Source organism: Catonella sp. (assembly GCF_052169795.1).
Taxonomy (GTDB): Bacteria; Bacillota; Clostridia; order Lachnospirales; family Lachnospiraceae; genus Catonella.
In genome coordinates this window covers 1-17,543 of sequence record NZ_JBQNBU010000045.1, presented here as the reverse complement: position 1 = coordinate 17,543, position 17,543 = coordinate 1, and the positions used below count along the sequence as shown (strand labels likewise).

Genomic DNA, 17,543 nt, shown 5'->3' with positions numbered 1-17,543 from the left:
ATATGCGTCTTGATGTATTTGATGTACTGGTAGGTATCAATCTTCTCAGGGAAGGTCTTGATATTCCTGAGATTACATTAGTTGCCATCCTTGATGCAGATAAAGAAGGCTTCCTTCGTTCAGAGACTTCGCTTATTCAGACTATAGGCAGGGCGGCAAGAAATGCAGACGGACATGTAATAATGTATGCTGACAATATAACCGGCTCTATGAACAGGGCAATAACAGAGACTGAGAGAAGGCGTGCTATCCAGATGAAGTACAATGAAGAGCATGGCATAGTGCCTCAGACTATAAAGAAGAAGGTAAGGGACTTAATAAGCATTTCAAAGAAGGTTGAAGAAGACAGCTCTAAGATTATAAAAGATGCGGAATCAATGAGTGAGACTGAATTAAAGGCAGTAATTAAGGAGCTTACAAAGAAGATGAACCAGGCAGCGGTTGAGCTTAATTTTGAGCTGGCAGCTAAACTCAGGGATGAGATTATAGAACTTAAGAAACATTTAGTCGATATTACGGCTATGTAATAAATGAACAGGAGAAACATATTATGAAAAGAAGAATTAAAACATTTGCAGTAGTAATCTGTATGGCAGCACTTTTAATACCGGTTTGGCAAACTACAGAGGTAAAGGCGGCAAAGCAGGATAAAGTGACGGTCTTTGCAAAGAAGAAAACAAAAAAGGCTAAAAAATCAAAAAAGAAAATCACTTATAAGGGCATAGTAAATATTACCGGTAAAAATTTTGAAAAAGAAGTACTTAAGGCAAAAGGCAGAGTGATAGTTGATTTTAGTGCAAAGTGGTGCTATTACTGTCAGCTTCTGGAACCTTTGTATGAGGAAGCAGATGAGAAGCTTCCACAATACAAGTTTGCAAAGGTGGATGTGGATGAGGAAGAAGACTTAACTATAGAGCAGGGAGTGTTTAGTTTTCCAACTATTTTAATTTATGAAAATGGAGAGGTAATCAAAGTAGGTGGTTATAAGAAAAATATGACTACAGATGATTTGGTGGATTGGATTAAAAGTAAATAGTGCATAAAAAATAACTGAGAACAATATAAACATTTGTTCGAATTATTCTTGAAAAACATATATCTTTCTGTTATGATAATTAGAGATGACAACGAATCATTTTACATATGTATTATTATATAAGAGGAAGAATATGCAGGCAAAAAAAACTATTGAAAATTCAAAAAACTTTATCAGAATAAGAGGGGCGAGAGAGCACAACCTCAAAGGAATATGCATAGATATACCAAGGGATAAATTTGTAGTAATGACAGGACTTTCAGGATCAGGAAAGTCCTCTCTTGCTTTTGACACTATTTATGCAGAAGGCCAGAGGCGCTACATGGAGTCCCTCTCTTCTTATGCCCGTCAGTTCTTAGGGCAGATGGAAAAACCAAAGGTAGAAAGTATAGAAGGACTGTCGCCGGCGATTTCCATTGATCAGAAATCTACCAACAGAAATCCGCGTTCTACAGTCGGTACGGTTACGGAAATTTATGACTACTTAAGACTTCTCTACGCAAGAGCAGGAATACCGCATTGTCCAAACTGTGGCAAAGAGATACATAAACAGACAGTAGATCAGATGGTAGATGAGATAATGAAGCTGTCTGAGGGTGCTAAAATTCAGCTTCTTGCACCTGTGGTAAGAGGCAGGAAAGGTGAGCATGTAAAGGTATTTGAAAGTGCTAAAAAGGCAGGTTTTGTAAGGGTAATGGTGGATGGAGAGCTTTATCAGCTTTCAGAGGAGATTAAGCTTGAGAAAACGAAGAAACATAATATAGAAATAGTTGTAGACCGTCTTGTTATAAAGGCAGGGATTGAGAGGCGTATGTCTGACTCTATTGAGCAGATAATGAAACTTTCAGAAGGTTTATTAATAGTAGAAGTAAATGGAGAAGAGAGACTCAGCTTTTCATCAAGTTTTTCCTGTCCTGACTGCAATATAAGCCTTGAAGAACTTGAGCCTAGAACATTTTCATTTAACAATCCTTTCGGAGCCTGCCCTGAGTGTTCGGGGCTTGGCTATAAGATGGAATTTGACCCCGAGCTTATGATACCGGATAAGAGCTTAAGTCTGGCAGAGGGCTGTATAGTGGTAATGGGCTGGCAGTCATCCAACCAAAAGGGAAGCTTTACCAATTCAACCTTGGAAGCACTTGCAAAAGCTTATAACTTTGACCTTAAAACTCCTTTTGAACAGCTTTCTAAGGAGGCGCAGGATGTAATCCTCTATGGTACTGGAGGCAAGGTTGTAAAGGTGTATTATAAAGGTCAGCGCGGTGAAGGTGTGTATGATGTGCCTTTTGAGGGGCTTATTAAAAATGTGGAAAGAAGATACAGAGAGACTTTTTCGGAATCAACTAAGCAGGAGTATGAAGGTTTCATGAGAACAACTCCATGTAAGGCCTGTGGCGGTAAACGTCTTAAACCTACCGCCCTTGCGGTAACGGTAGGAGATAAGAATATATCTGATGTTACGGAGCTTTCCATATCAGAAGTTAAGAACTATTTTGAAAATGTAGAGCTTACCTCTACACAGAGAAAAATAGGAGATATGATACTGAGGGAGATAACAGCAAGATTATCATTCTTAAATGATGTAGGGCTTGATTATCTTACCCTGTCACGTGCAACAGGTACACTTTCAGGTGGAGAGGCACAGCGAATCAGACTTGCAACCCAGATTGGTTCAGGACTTGTAGGAGTTGCTTATATCTTAGATGAGCCAAGTATCGGACTTCATCAAAGAGATAATGATAAGCTGCTGGTTTCTCTGAAAAATCTCAGAGATATAGGAAATACTTTGATTGTGGTTGAACATGATGAAGATACTATGCTGGCGGCTGACTTCATAGTGGATATCGGTCCCGGAGCCGGTGAACATGGTGGTGAGATTATAGCAACCGGAACAGCAAAGGAGATAATGAAATGTAAAGAATCTCTGACCGGAGCCTATCTTTCGGGCAGACTTCAGGTTCCTGTGCCGAGTGTGCGCAGAGAACCTACGGGTTTTCTTGAAGTAAAGGGTGCAAGGGAGAATAATCTTAAAAACATAGATGTGAAATTTCCTCTCGGTATTATGACTGTAGTTACGGGAGTTTCAGGCTCTGGTAAGAGCAGTCTTGTAAATGAGATTTTATATAAATCACTTGCAAAGAAGTTAAACAGGGCAAGAATAATAGCAGGTAAATATGATGAAATACTGGGTGCAGAGAAGTTAGATAAGATTATAGACATAGACCAGTCTCCTATCGGAAGAACACCACGTTCAAATCCTGCTACCTATACAGGGGTATTTGATCTTATCCGCGATCTTTTTGCGGCTACTCAGGATGCCAAGGCGAAGGGCTACAGCAAGGGAAGATTCAGCTTCAATGTAAAGGGCGGCCGTTGTGAGGCGTGTTCAGGTGACGGTATAGTTAAGATAGAAATGAACTTCCTTCCCGATGTATATGTGCCTTGTGAGGTTTGTGAGGGTAAACGATATAATCGTGAAACTTTAGAAGTAAGATACAAGGGTAAGTCTATCTATGATGTACTTAATATGACAGTTGATGAGTCACTTGCTTTCTTTGAACACATCCCTTCTATAAGAAGAAAGATAGAAACCCTCAGTGAGGTGGGGCTTGGTTATATTCGTTTAGGACAGCCATCAACTGAGCTTTCAGGTGGAGAAGCACAGAGAATCAAGCTTGCAACCGAACTTAGCAAACGCAGTACAGGAAAGACAATCTATGTGTTAGACGAGCCTACCACCGGACTTCATTTTGCGGATGTACATAAACTTATCAATATTTTACGCAAATTATCCGAAGGAGGTAATACTGTAATTGTAATTGAGCATAATTTAGATGTAATTAAAACAGCAGATTATATTATAGATATAGGTCCTGAGGGTGGTGCAAGAGGGGGGACGGTTATTGCAGAGGGAACTCCTGAGGAAGTGGCAAAGAACAAGAACTCTTATACGGGGGAATACATAAAGAGGATGTTAGACAGAGAAAAAGAATGGGTAGAGAAAAGAGGTAGATAAGAAATGAAATACTTTAGACAGTTTGGAATTATTATGTTAGTTACCTGTATAGCTGAATCCATTAAATATTTTGTGGACTTTCCTATTCCGGCAAGTGTATATGGTCTTTGTATTATGATGTTTTGCCTGATGACAAAGATAGTTAAGCTTGGTGCGGTGGAAGATGCGGCAGTATTTTTAATAGAGATAATGCCTGTTATGTTCATACCGGCAGGAGTGGGGCTTCTTACTTCTGTAAATGAATTAAAAGGGATGCTGATTCCGGTACTTGTAATAACACCTGTCTCTACAGTAGTAGTAATGGTAATATCAGGTAGGATTACTCAGAGATTACTGGGAAGGAAGAAAAAATAATGAATGGATTAATACAAAACAGTACTACTTTTGGAATAGTTATAAGTATTATAGGCTATGAAATAGGCTTGCTTTTAAGGAAAAGGTTCAATTTTGCGATTATAAATCCTTTACTTATATCAATAGTGTTTGTAATTGCATCTATTTTGGCATTTCATATAGATTATGCAGATTATAATAAGAGTGCACAGTATTTAAGTTATCTGCTTACCCCTGCCACAGTCAGCCTTGCTGTGCCTTTGTATAAGAATTTGGTTACCTTGAAGAAAAACGCGGTTGCTATTATTACAGGTATAATTTCCGGTATTTTAGCAAATATGGTATGTATACTCTTACTTGCATTATTATTTAACCTTTCGCATAAAGAATACATTACCCTGCTTCCGAAGTCTATAACCACGGTTATTGGAATGGGAGTATCAGAAGAGTTCGGCGGTATAGTGGCAATTACGGTAGCAGTTATAATTATTACAGGAATCTTAGGAAACATAATTGCAATAACTGTATTTAAGCTTTTTAAGATATATGAGCCTATTGCAAGGGGTATAGCTTTAGGAAGTGCATCCCATGCCATAGGAACTGCAAAGGCAATGGAAATGGGCGAAGTAGAAGGAAGTGTCAGCAGCCTTGCTATGATAGTGTGTGGAATACTTACTCTGGTGGGAGTATCGGTGTTTGCGAATTTGATTTAAAAAGTCATTTATTTTCAAAAAATTTTGGGAAATACTACCCCTGAACTATAAAAAGTGGTAAAATTGTATATGAGTTACTAAGAGGTAACACTATGTTTAAGAAGAAAAGGGGATAGACCAATGGAGACGGTTAAAAATTTAATTATTGGCTTTGGTAAAGCAGGGAAGACTCTTGCAGGCTTTTTAGGAAGCAGGGGAGAAAGTGTAATTTTAGTTGAAAAAGATAAGAAGATGTATGGTGGAACCTGCATTAATGTAGGTTGCATTCCGTCCAAATTCTTATCAAATAAGGCTACACTTAGAAAGGTGTCAAATCTTGACGATGAAACTTACTACAAAGAGGCTGTAACAGCTAAAAAGGAACTCATCGCTAAGCTTAATAAGGCAAATTACGATAAGGTAGCAGGAGTACCGAATGTAAAAATCATTGATGGCACAGCTTCATTTATAAATGCAAATACAGTTGAAGTAAAGACAGATGCTGAAGTTATGCAGATTCAAGCAGAAAGAATATTTATAAACACAGGTCTGGTTCCTGTTGTGCCTAAAATAGAAGGACTTAATTTATCTGAACGCATTCACACAAGTGAAACTATTATGGATTTGGAAGTATTTCCTGAAAGTTTAGCAATAGTAGGAAGCGGTTACATAGGTCTTGAATTTACAAGCACATACTCACTTTTTGGAAGTAAAGTCACAGTGTTTGGGGATAATAATAAGTTTCTTCCAAGAGATGATGAAGATATAGCAGGGCTTGTAAAGGCTGAACTTGAAGCTTGTGGGGCAGAGTTTAAGCTTGGAGTAAAGGTTAAGAAGTTTGTAGAAGAAGCAGACGGAGTAAATCTTTATTTTGAAAATGCTGATGGCAGGGAAGAAGTTAGAAAATTCTCAGCTGTACTTGTAGCTACAGGCAGAAGACCTGATACAGCTGAACTAAATCTTACGAATGCAGGTGTGGAACTGGGTGAAAGAGGAGAAATCAAGGTAAATGACAGGCTTTGCACAAATGTGCCTAATATATATGCACTTGGAGATGTACATGGAGGACTTCAGTTTACTTATCTTTCGCTTGATGATTTTAGAATTATAAAGAGCGTATTGTTTAATGACGGTAAATATAATCTTGCTGAGAGAAAGCATATACCATTCAATGTATTTATAATACCTTCACTGGCAAAGGTAGGAATGAATGAGATGGAAGCTAAGGCAGCCGGAATATCTTATAAATTAGCTAAGTTACCTGTAATGGCTATTCCAAAGGCTAAAATTCTTGGTAATCAGGCAGGGTTGTTTAAGGTGCTGATAGATGAAAAGACAGGGAAGATACTTGGTGCAAACTTGTTTGGAGTAGAGGCACATGAAATAATAAACTTGTTTACATTGGCTATGAACGAGGGTATAGGCTATGAGAGCTTGAGGGATCAGATTTACACACATCCGACCATGGCAGAATCCTTAAATGATTTACTAAATATTTAAAGCTATTTGGGGAATAGTATGGTATAATTAAGATATAAATGTAGGGAGTACAAAATATTTATTAATAATTAAATGAGAAGGAGAGGAAAAGGTTATGGGACTTATTAAAGCAATAGCGGGAGCAGTAGGCGGTACACTTGGGGATCAGTGGAAGGAGTATTTTTATTGTGAAGCACTTCCGGCTGATGTACTTGTAAGAAAAGGAACAAAGAGAATAGGTGGAAAATCCTCTAATAAGCGTGGCAATGATAATGTAATTACAGATGGTTCAGGAATTGCTGTTGCAGATGGACAGTGTCTTATTATAGTAAATAATGGCAAGATAAGTGAAATTTGTGCAGAGCCGGGCGAATACACCTTCAATTCAGGAGAGTCGCCAAGCGTATTTTCAGGAAGCTTTGGCGAGAGCGTAGGAGCAGTGTTTAAGGATATGATAGGCAGATTTTCCTACGGAGGAGAAGCAGGCAGAGATCAGAGAGTTTATTATTTTAATACAAAAGAACTTACAGACAATAAATTCGGTACTCCTAATCCTATTCCATTTAGAGTTCTTGATATGAATGTAGGACTTGATGTAGATGTATCTGTACGCTGTTCAGGTGTGTATTCCTATAAAATACAGAATCCGATTCTTTTCTATCAGAATGTATGTGGCAATATAGCTGATGAATATACAAGAGAGGAGATAGACTCACAGCTTAAGACGGAGTTTATCTCTGCACTTCAGCCTGCTTTTGGTAAGCTCAGTGAACAGGGAATAAGACCAAGTGGACTTCCTGCTCATGCAATGGAGCTTGCAGATCTTATGGATGAGGTGCTTTCCAAAAAATGGAAGGAGCTCAGAGGTCTCGATATAATCTCGGTAGCTCTTAATCCAATTACTCTTTCAGACGAGGATGCTGCCCTTATTAAGAACCTTCAGATGACCGGAGCTTTTAGAAATCCTACTATGGCAGCAGCCAATCTTGCACAGGCTCAGGCAGATGCAATGAGAACTGCAGCCGGCAACTCAGGTGGAGCTATGATGGGCTTTATGGGAATGAATATGGCTAATCAGGCAGGTGGAATGAATGCCAATAATCTTTATCAGATGGGTGCTATGCAGGGCGGTGGACAGTATGGTCAGCCAATGCAGGGACAGTATGGTCAACCTATGCAAGGTCAGTATAATCAGCAGATGGGACAGCAAGGAGGAGCAGAAGGCGGTGAAATGCAATGGTTCTGTCCAAACTGTGGCAACAAAAATGCAGGTAATTTCTGTGTAAACTGTGGTTCTAAGCGTCCTTAAATAATATATCACTCTTTACCATCAGTGAGATTTTAGGAGTAAGGGGGAAATTTTATGGCATTGATGGATTATAAGTGCCCCAACTGTGGTGGTGCAATAAACTTTGATACATCTCTCCAGAAAATGAAGTGTCCGTTCTGTGATACAGAATTTGATATGGATACCTTAAAAGGTTATGATGATATTCTTAATGGGGATACCGAAGGGGAAATTAAATGGTCTGCACCTGAAGGAAAGTGGGAAGATGGTGAGCAGGACGGAATGAACATATATGTATGTAAGTCCTGTGGTGGAGAAATAGTTGGTGATGATACAATGGGAGCAACTTCCTGCCCATACTGCGACAATCCTGTAGTTATGTCAGGTAAATGGGAAAAAGGATTGCGTCCTGATTTGGTAATTCCATTTAAGCTCGATAAAAAGCAGGCTAAAGCCGAGTTTTCAAAATATCTGACCGGAAAGTTTCTGCTTCCGAAGGTATTTAAGTCTGAGAATCATATAGAAGAAATCAAGGGACTTTATGTTCCTTTCTGGTTATATGATGCAGACACAGACAGTAGAATTAGGTATAAGGCGGAAAAGGTAAGGACTTGGAGTGATGGTAGTTATCGCTATACAGAAACCAGCCATTTCTCAGTAATAAGAGGTGGAACGCTTGATTTTAAGGCAGTCCCTGCTGATGCTTCGGCAAAGATGGATGATGTACTTATGCAGTCTATAGAACCCTATGACCTTAGTGAAGCAGTAAGTTTCCAGACAGCTTATCTTGCAGGTTTTCTGGCAGATAAATATGATGTAAATGCTGATGAGCAGAAACAGACTGTCAATAAGCGAATAAAAAATACAGTAGAAGAAGCCTTTAGAAATACAGTTACAGGCTACAGCTCAGTAAGAGAAGAGCAGTCTACTATAAACATTGATAATAAGCTGACAAAATATGCTCTTTATCCTGCCTGGATACTTACTACCAGATGGCAGGGTAAACCTTATATATTCGCAATGAATGGACAGACGGGTAAATTTGTCGGTGACCTTCCTGTAGATAAGAGTTTGAGAGCTATGCTGTTTGCCGGTATAAGCGTTGTAACAACAGTAATTCTCTTTCTTATTCTATATTTTGTATTTTAGAGGGGAGGGGATGAAAAATGAAGAAAAATACAGTTTGCAAAAAAATTAGTTTTTTATTAATGACTTTTATGCTTATGCTTTCCTTTGCGGGTAGCTTTAGTTTTTCTGTTGACAAGGTCTACTCAGGGGAAAAATCACTAAGGTTAATAGATAATGCTGATGTACTTACTGATGAGGAAGAGGCGAGCCTATCTGAGAAGCTTGATGAAATAAGTGAAAGACAGAAGGTAGATGTAGTTATTCTTACAGTCCAGAATGAAACTGATAAAAATAATATAAAAATGTATGCTGCCGATTATTATGATTATAATGGTTATGGATTTGGAGAAAACGCAGATGGTATTATTTTAGCGATGGACTATGGTTCCAGAGCCTGGGGAATAGTTACAACCGGTAAGGGAATGAATATATTTACCGATGCAGGACAGGAATATATGACAGATAAATTTATACACTATATATCTGATGGAGATACATATAAAGGTTTTGAGACTTACGCAGATCTTTGTGATAAATTTATCGAACAGTATGTGACAACAGGTGAGGCTTATGATGTAGACCATCTCCCAAAGGATAGAAATATGCTTTTTGTCATCGGTGGTGCTGTTATACCTGCCCTCATTCTTGCCGCTATAGTTTGTTCAGTTCTTACTTCTCAGCTAAAAACAGTTATAGAACAGCATAAAGCAGATAACTATGCGGTTAAGGAAAGTTTTTATGTTAGAGATGCTATGGATCTTTTCCTATATAAGAATGTTACCAAATCTAAGATAGAGAAGTCATCAAGTTCATCAGGTGGAAGTAGCTCTTTTACGGGCAGTTCGGGCAGATCACATGGAGGCAGCAGCGGCTCATTCTAAATAAAGATAATAAAAATAGCTACTTGCTAAATCTTATAAAAAACTCTATGATATTTATAGAGAGCTAATAAAGAAAAAGTCACAGAAAGTTCTTCTGTGGCTTTTATTAATAATAAAGATAATTTTAGAGGAAAAAATATGTCGCATATAGTTTTTGGAATATTGGCACAGGTAGATGCAGGGAAGACTACCCTTTCCGAGAGTCTGCTTTTTTCGGCAGGAGCACTTAAAAAAGCAGGAAGAGTGGATAAAAAGGATGCCTTCTTAGATAACTATGAACTTGAAAGGGAACGAGGTATCACTATTTTTTCTAAGCAGGCAGAATTCTTAGCTTACGGCAAAAATTTCACACTCTTAGACACTCCGGGACATGTGGACTTTTCAGTAGAAATGGAAAGAGTTCTCTCTGTACTCGATGCTGCCATTTTGGTTATAAGTGCCTCGGCAGGTGTTCAATCTCAGGTATCTGTGATTTGGAAACTGCTTAAACATTATTCCATACCTACATATATTTTTGTAAATAAGATGGATCAACCGGGGGCTTCAAAGGAGAATATTCTAAAAGAGCTGAAAGAAAAATTGGATTCAAACATAATCAGTTATGCACACAGCACTTCAAAAGAATATGATGCCTTTCTTGAAGAAGTGTCTCTTTGCGATGAGGCTGTGCTTGAAAGCTATATGGAAGAAGGTAAAATAAGTCTGTCGGAAATACAGAAGCTGATACAAGAGCGTAAATTTTTTTCGGCATTTTTTGGCTCAGCCCTTAAAAATGAAGGGGTAGAGGAATTTCTTGAAAATTTTGCCAAATTGACTGTATGTCCTGTATATGAAACTGAATTTGCAGCAAGAGTTTTTAAAATAGCAAGAGATACGGCAGGTAACCGTCTTACCTATATGAAGCTTATGGGAGGCAGTCTTTCTGTAAGAGAAATGATAGGAGACGAAAAAGTTACCGGTATCAGGATATATTCAGGTGAAAAATTTGAAAACAGAGATACGGTGAAGGCAGGAGAAGTCTGTACTGTAACAGGTTTTAAGAACACAAAGGTAGGAGAGGGGCTTGGAAGTCTTGCCGGAACTAAGATAGGAAGTGTACTTAGGCAGGTTATGAGCTATAAGGTGGAGCTTCCTGAAAATGAACCTGTGCATGTATTTCTACCTAAGATTAGGGAAATTTCAGAGGAAATACCTGAACTTTCGGTAAAATATGCAGAGGAGAAGAAGGAAATAAACATCTCTCTTATGGGAGAAGTTCAGACAGAGGTGCTTAAGCATTTAATAAAAGAAAGATATAATGTAGATATAAATTTCGGAGAGGGGAATATCCTCTATAAAGAGACAATAGCTGATACGGTCTATGGAGTAGGACATTTTGAACCGTTAAGGCATTATGCTGAGGTAGAACTGAGGCTTGAGCCGGCTGAGAGGGGAAGTGGACTAAGCTTTGCAAGTGAGGTAAGTGAGGATGAGCTTGCCATTAATTATCAAAAGTTAATTTTAAGTCATTTGGAAGAAAAAGAATATAAAGGTGTGCTTACAGGCTCACCTATTACAGATATGAAAATAACCTTGGTGGCGGGAAGAGCACATCTTAAGCATACAGAGGGTGGAGATTTCAGACAGGCTACCTATAGGGCGGTAAGACAGGGGCTAATGCAGGCAAGGTCGGTTTTGCTTGAGCCGGTATATGATTTTAAGCTTGAAGTACCTGAAGAAGCCATAGGCAGAGCTATGACAGATATGGGGAAGATGAACGGCAGCTTTGCCTCTCCTGAGAATAAATCAGGAAAGGCTGTACTTACAGGCAAAATTCCGGTGTCAGAGGTGAAAGACTATGCTTTGGAGCTAAGAGCCTACACAAAGGGAGAGGGACTTTTATCACTTACTCCGTCTGATTATGAAGTCTGCCATAATGCAGAAGAGATAATAGAGAGATTTCAGTATTATCCGGAAGCAGACATAGAAAATACAGCAGATTCTGTATTTTGCTCGCATGGTGCAGGCTTTGTTGTGCCTTGGGACGAGGTAATAAATTATATGCATCTTCCGTATTTTGGAAAAGCTGATGAGGAAGAAAGTGAGGAAGAAGCATTTTTAAGATATACCAACATGGTAGAAACTCAGGTAGGAAGTGAAAGGGGAGAAATATTTTTAGGAACCGATGAGATAGACAGTATACTAAATTCTGCTGTTTCCTCCAATAAGAAAAAAGAAGCAGAAACTGCAAGAAATCGCTGGAAAAATAGAGGAAAATCAGAAACGAAAACAGCAGTAAGCATCGGAGTACCTAAGATACGAAGAAATATTAGTAAAGATGACTACCTGCTTGTTGATGGGTATAATATAATATTTGCCTGGGAAGAGCTAAAGGAACTTGCAAATATTAATATAGACAGTGCAAGAGATAAACTTATAGAAAGGCTGGCTAATTATCAGGGATATAAAGGCTGTAAATTGATACTTGTGTTTGATGCATACAAGGTGCGTGGTGGTAAGGAAAACATTGTAAAACAGGGTAATGTTTGGATTGTATATACGAAAGAGGCAGAGACTGCGGATCAGTATATAGCAAAGGCAAGCCTTGAACTTACCAAAGATGGGATGGTAAGAGTTGCAACCTCAGATGCATTGGTTCAAATGATAATCTTTGGAAGCGGTGCGGCAAGGCTTTCTGCAAGAGATCTTGAGCTGGAAGTAAAATATGTTGAAGGACTGATTTCGGAAAAGCTGGAAAAACTTTAAGGCATGACAGCACTAAACCTTGTTCATATTTTCATGCTTCCTTGAATTAAAAGGTTAAAAATAGTATAATAGCAAAAGCTATAAGTTTAGATATAAGAGAGGTTTATAATGCGTTTTAAGTATAAAAAGATGATAATAATAGCGAGCAGTTCAGCAATGCTTCTTGGGATGCTGATATTTTCTACAAAAAGTCCATTAGATACAAAGGCTTCCGATAAGATAGTTAAAGAAGATGGAAAGGTTGTCGAAGTGGCAAGTAATACATCTGTAAGTGTAGTAGATAATGGCAGTATGGCTTCTTCATCAGACATTGTAGCAGATGGAGCGGCAGAGAGTGAAAGTGCTGATAATGCAAGGGGAATAAGTCTTTTGATGAAAAATGCTTATCCTGAAGTAAACAAGCTTGTGGCGGAATATTTAAATGCGAAAGTAGCTGTTGATAAGGAGAAGATAACAACACTGGTTGACAATGTGAGTTATGCAGGTATTGAAGAACTGTCCATGATGATGAAAAATGTAGAAAGTATAAAGCTTACTGACTGCTATACCATAGATGGACCTGAAGATAAGGCTATGATGGTTTATGCAAGGACAGAAACTAAAATAAAAGGAATAGATACAGCAGCTTCGGGTGTGGATGGATTTTATGTCAGGCCTGATAGTAATGGGGAACTAAAGATAGTTCTGGCACCGATAGCGAATGAAATTCAAAAAATAATTGATGAAGATACTAAGAGAGATGATGTTGCAGCACTGCTTTCAGATGTAAATACAAAATTTGCACACGAAATAAAAAGTGATAAAAAACTTGCACAGTTTTTTGACAGGCTTAAGAATAGGAAAGCAGGCAGTGATGAGAATATAGACATATCTGAAATTAAAGATAATGACAAGGATGATAAGGACAAAAAATCAGCTAAAAACAGTTCTTCTAAAAAGAAGAAAAAGAAAAAAATAAAAACAGATAATTAAAATATAGCCTATATAGGATTATAAGAAGCATAGGTGGTTATGGAAGCGGTAAGGATAAATAAATATTTAAGTGAAGCCGGAGTCTGCTCCAGACGTGGGGCAGACAGGCTTATAGAAGAGGGCAGGGTATCTGTAAATGGAAACCATGCCTTTTTAGGTTCGGTGGTAAATGTCGGAGATGAAGTAAGAGTGGACGGAAATCTAGTAAAGTCTGTTACTAAAAAAGTACTCATAGCCTTTAATAAGCCAAGGGGAATAGTGTGTACAACAGCTGATCCTAAGTCAAAAGATGTGAATATAATAGAGTATATAAATTATCCTGAGAGGATATTCCCTGTGGGCAGGCTTGATAAGGATTCGGAGGGACTTATTCTGCTAAGTAATGATGGAGATTTGTCGAATAAGATAATGAAGGCAAGAAATTTCCATGAGAAAGAGTATGAGGTTGAGGTAGATAGGCCTTTTGATGATGACTTTCTTAAGAGAATGTCTGAGGGTGTGCCTATATTAGATACAATAACCAGGAAATGTACATTAAAGCGTACAGGTAAAAATTCATTTAATATTATTCTTACTCAGGGGCTAAACAGGCAGATTAGAAGAATGTGTGAGTACTTTGGATACAAGGTGGTAAGGCTTAGAAGAATAAGAATAATGAATATAAAGCTTGGAAATCTAAAGTCGGGTACTTATAGGAATATAACAGATAAAGAGTATGCAGAACTTACAAAGGGATTGAGGTAGATATGGACATAAATGCAAAGAAGCAGAGGATGAAGGAGCTTATAGATGTACTTGATAAGGCAGCCAAGGCTTATTATGCTGAAAGTACTGAGATTATGAGTAATGCAGAATACGATAAGCTCTATGACGAGCTTGAAGCACTTGAAAATGAAACAGGGATAGTGCTTGCAGGAAGCCTGACTAAAAAGGTTGGCTATGAGGTATTAAGCTCACTTCCTAAAAAAGCCCATAAAGAACCGAGACTTTCACTTAGTAAGACTAAAGATGTTGGAGAACTTGCTTCATTTTTAGGTGACAAAGATGGAATACTTATGTGGAAGCTTGATGGGCTTACCATTGTGCTTACATATGAAAATGGAGAACTTGTTGAAGCTTTAACCCGCGGAAATGGTGAAATAGGTGAGGTTGTTACTGAAAATGCGAGATTTTTTGAAAATATCCCTCTGGTAATTCCATATAAAGGAAGTCTGATGGTGCGTGGAGAGGCTATAATAAAATACTCTGATTTTAATAGAATAAATGATGAAATCACTGATATAGCCGAGAAATATAAGAATCCGAGAAATCTTTGCAGCGGCTCTGTAAGACAGCTTTCTACAGAGGTTACGGCTAAAAGAAATGTGAATTTTATAGTGTATGAGGATCTCTCCGGTGGAGAAAAATTTAAGACAAGGGAAGAGGAATTAAACTATCTTGAAAGTCTTGGATTTACGGTAGTTGACCATCCTTTAGTAAACAGGGATAATCTTGAAAATGAAGTAAGAGAATATGAAAATAGAATAAAATCATCCGACCTTCCTTCAGACGGACTGGTACTTCAGTTTAACGATATAGCCTATGGTAACAGCCTTGGAAGGACTTCTAAATTTCCGCGCCATTCCATAGCTTTTAAGTGGAAAGACGAAACAGCGGAAACAACCTTACGTGAAATAGAATGGTCAGCTTCAAGGACAGGACTTATCAATCCTGTAGCAATATTTGATGCTGTAGAGCTTGAAGGAACAACTGTTACAAGAGCCAGTGTACACAATGTCAGTATAATGAGAAGCCTTAAGCTTGGAGTGGGAGATAGAATAAAGGTATATAAGGCAAATATGATAATTCCGCAGATACTTGAAAATATTACCGAGAGTAATGCAGAGCAGGTTCCGGATTCCTGCCCTGTATGTGGAGGTGAAACTGAACTTAAAGATGAGGAAGGGGTACAGACACTTTACTGTACCAATCCTTATTGTATGGCTAAGAGAATTAAGCTTCTTACACATTTTGTAAGCAGGGATGCGATGAATATCGCAGGGCTTTCAGAAATGACTTTGGAAAAATTTGTGGGCGAAAATATGATACATGAGCTTAGCGATGTATTTAAGCTTGCAAGTCATAAAGAAAAGATAGTTACAATGGAAGGCTTTGGGGAGAGGTCATATAACAATCTTATAGAAAGCCTTGATAAGGCAAGAGAAACCACAGCAGTAAGGGTACTGTACAGCTTGGGAATAGCGAATATCGGACTTGCAACAGCAAAGCTTATTTGTAGATTTTTTAACAATGAATTTGACAAGATTACAAAGGCTAAAGAAGAGGAGCTTATCCAGATAGATGGTATAGGTGAGGTTATGGCAAAAGTCTTTGTGGAATATTTTAGCAAAGATGAAAATCTTCAAACTCTGGAGCATTTACTGGCTGAGGTACATATTGAGAAAAGTGCTGAAAATGACCAAAATACATATGGTAATGATGAAGGAAATAATTCCATAGCCGGTTTAACCTTTGTAATTACAGGTGATGTGGAGAAGTTTAAGAACCGTAGAGAGCTTTCAGAATTTATAGAGAGCAAGGGTGGTAAGGTAACAGGCTCTGTAACCGGAAAGACAAATTATCTGATAAATAATGATGTAACTTCTAATTCGGGAAAGAATAAGAAGGCTAAGGAACTTGGGGTTAAAATAATAAGTGAGACTGAATTTTTGGAACTTGTAGGAGGTAATAATGCCAATTAAGGTAAAAAATAATTTTCCGGCTAAAAAAATACTGGAAGATGAAAACATATTTATAATGGACGAAAACAGGGCTATGACACAGGATATTCGTCCTCTTGAAATACTTATTCTTAATCTAATGCCGCTTAAAGAAGATACGGAAGTACAACTTATGAGAGCTCTTTCCAATACTCCTCTTCAGGTAAATATTACATTTTTGACAACAGAAAGTTATGTGGGTAAAAATACACCGACAAGCCATTTGAATGATTTTTATCTTACATTTTCCGATGTCGAAAAGAAAAGGTATGATGGGCTTATAATTACGGGTGCTCCGGTAGAAACTTTAGAATATGAAGAAGTTGCTTACTGGAAAGAGCTTTGTGAGATTATGGAGTGGGCTAAAACACATGTAACTTCTACTTTACATCTGTGCTGGGCGGCTATGGCAGGCATGTATTATTATTATGGTGCGGATAAGTACCAGTTTGATGAAAAGCTATTTGGAATATATCCGCATAAGGTATACAACAAAAGGGAGCCTTTAATAAGAGGATTTGATGATTATTTTTATGCACCTCATTCTAGGCATACAGGTGTAAGAAGAGAAGATATTGCAAACAACGAGGATTTGATTATACTTGCAGAATCAGAAGATGCAGGAGTATTTCTTTTTATGACGAAGGACGGAAGCAAGATTTTTGTAATGGGACATCCTGAGTATGACAGGGTTACACTTGATACTGAGTATAAAAGGGATAAAGGCAAGGGCTTGCCTATAGAAATTCCTAATAATTATTATCCTGAAAATAATCCTGAGAACAGACCTGTTCTTTCTTGGAGAGCACATGCTAATACGCTTTACACGAATTGGGTAAATTATTATATTTATCAGAACACACCTTATGATTTTACATCATAATTAAAAATGGCTGCAAATAACTGTATATAACAGTTGATTTGACAGTCATTTTTGTTAATCTAATTCAGGATTACTACAGCTTTGCTTCTTGCAATCCTTGCAAAAATGGCTACTTACTCATATTTTTTGCGTGTCAAAAGATAATAAATTCTTTTGACACTTGTATCATTATACCCCAATTATTCACGCCATAGGTCACAGACCTCTTATTTCACATAGTAAAGTAGGATAAAATGTTTTCGGTCTGTGACTATTGGGCGATATTATTTTTCAGCCTCAGAGCCGGTATTAATTCGTTGCATTATCATTTCATAGCCATCATTTCCATAAG

Annotated in this window: 14 protein-coding genes; all 14 read left to right on the top strand. The window is 37.9% G+C overall.

The features are described from left to right. Positions 1 to 527: UvrB/UvrC motif-containing protein (locus ACTTKP_RS07835; protein ID WP_442553344.1), on the top strand; the 527-nt coding region annotated here is incomplete at its 5' end. 23 nt (positions 528 to 550) lie between these two features. Further along, positions 551 to 1,036: a thioredoxin family protein gene (locus ACTTKP_RS07830; RefSeq protein ID WP_442553343.1), complete on the top strand. Its 486-nt coding sequence runs from the start codon at positions 551 to 553 to the stop codon at positions 1,034 to 1,036. Between the two features lie 133 nt (positions 1,037 to 1,169). Further along, entirely contained in the window at positions 1,170 to 4,052 is a 2,883-nt protein-coding gene (uvrA, locus tag ACTTKP_RS07825) for an excinuclease ABC subunit UvrA (protein WP_442553342.1), read from the top strand. Between the two features lie 3 nt (positions 4,053 to 4,055). Then, entirely contained in the window at positions 4,056 to 4,406 is a 351-nt protein-coding gene (locus tag ACTTKP_RS07820; protein WP_442553341.1) for a CidA/LrgA family protein, read from the top strand. Beyond that, entirely contained in the window at positions 4,406 to 5,098 is a 693-nt protein-coding gene (locus ACTTKP_RS07815) for an LrgB family protein (protein ID WP_442553340.1), read from the top strand. Before ACTTKP_RS07820 ends, ACTTKP_RS07815 begins: the two co-directional genes overlap by 1 nt. A gap of 120 nt (positions 5,099 to 5,218) precedes the next feature. Continuing rightward, complete coding sequence (locus tag ACTTKP_RS07810) at positions 5,219 to 6,577, top strand: FAD-dependent oxidoreductase (RefSeq protein ID WP_442553339.1); 1,359 nt, start codon at positions 5,219 to 5,221, stop codon at positions 6,575 to 6,577. 94 nt (positions 6,578 to 6,671) lie between these two features. Further along, positions 6,672 to 7,865: an SPFH domain-containing protein gene (locus ACTTKP_RS07805; RefSeq protein ID WP_442553338.1), complete on the top strand. Its 1,194-nt coding sequence runs from the start codon at positions 6,672 to 6,674 to the stop codon at positions 7,863 to 7,865. 54 nt (positions 7,866 to 7,919) lie between these two features. Then, positions 7,920 to 8,993 (top strand): hypothetical protein, encoded by a 1,074-nt coding sequence (locus ACTTKP_RS07800; protein ID WP_442553337.1) that lies wholly within the window; start codon positions 7,920 to 7,922, stop codon positions 8,991 to 8,993. A gap of 17 nt (positions 8,994 to 9,010) precedes the next feature. After that, positions 9,011 to 9,853 carry a TPM domain-containing protein gene (locus ACTTKP_RS07795; RefSeq protein ID WP_442553336.1) on the top strand — a complete coding sequence of 281 codons (843 nt, stop codon included), beginning with the start codon at positions 9,011 to 9,013 and terminating at the stop codon, positions 9,851 to 9,853. 138 nt (positions 9,854 to 9,991) lie between these two features. After that, positions 9,992 to 12,598, top strand: a complete 2,607-nt coding sequence (locus ACTTKP_RS07790) for an NYN domain-containing protein (RefSeq protein ID WP_442553335.1) — start codon at positions 9,992 to 9,994, stop codon at positions 12,596 to 12,598. A gap of 108 nt (positions 12,599 to 12,706) precedes the next feature. After that, a complete protein-coding gene (locus ACTTKP_RS07785) occupies positions 12,707 to 13,570 on the top strand; it encodes a hypothetical protein (protein WP_442553334.1) in 864 nt (287 codons plus the stop codon). A gap of 39 nt (positions 13,571 to 13,609) precedes the next feature. Further along, positions 13,610 to 14,314, top strand: coding sequence for a pseudouridine synthase (locus ACTTKP_RS07780; RefSeq protein WP_442553333.1), 705 nt, complete (start codon positions 13,610 to 13,612; stop codon positions 14,312 to 14,314). 8 nt (positions 14,315 to 14,322) lie between these two features. Next, positions 14,323 to 16,311, top strand: coding sequence for an NAD-dependent DNA ligase LigA (gene ligA, locus ACTTKP_RS07775; RefSeq protein ID WP_442553345.1), 1,989 nt, complete (start codon positions 14,323 to 14,325; stop codon positions 16,309 to 16,311). Continuing rightward, entirely contained in the window at positions 16,301 to 17,212 is a 912-nt protein-coding gene (metA, locus tag ACTTKP_RS07770; protein ID WP_442553332.1) for a homoserine O-acetyltransferase MetA, read from the top strand. The genes ligA and metA overlap by 11 nt, the downstream gene beginning before the upstream one ends. Positions 17,213 to 17,543 lie beyond the last annotated feature (331 nt).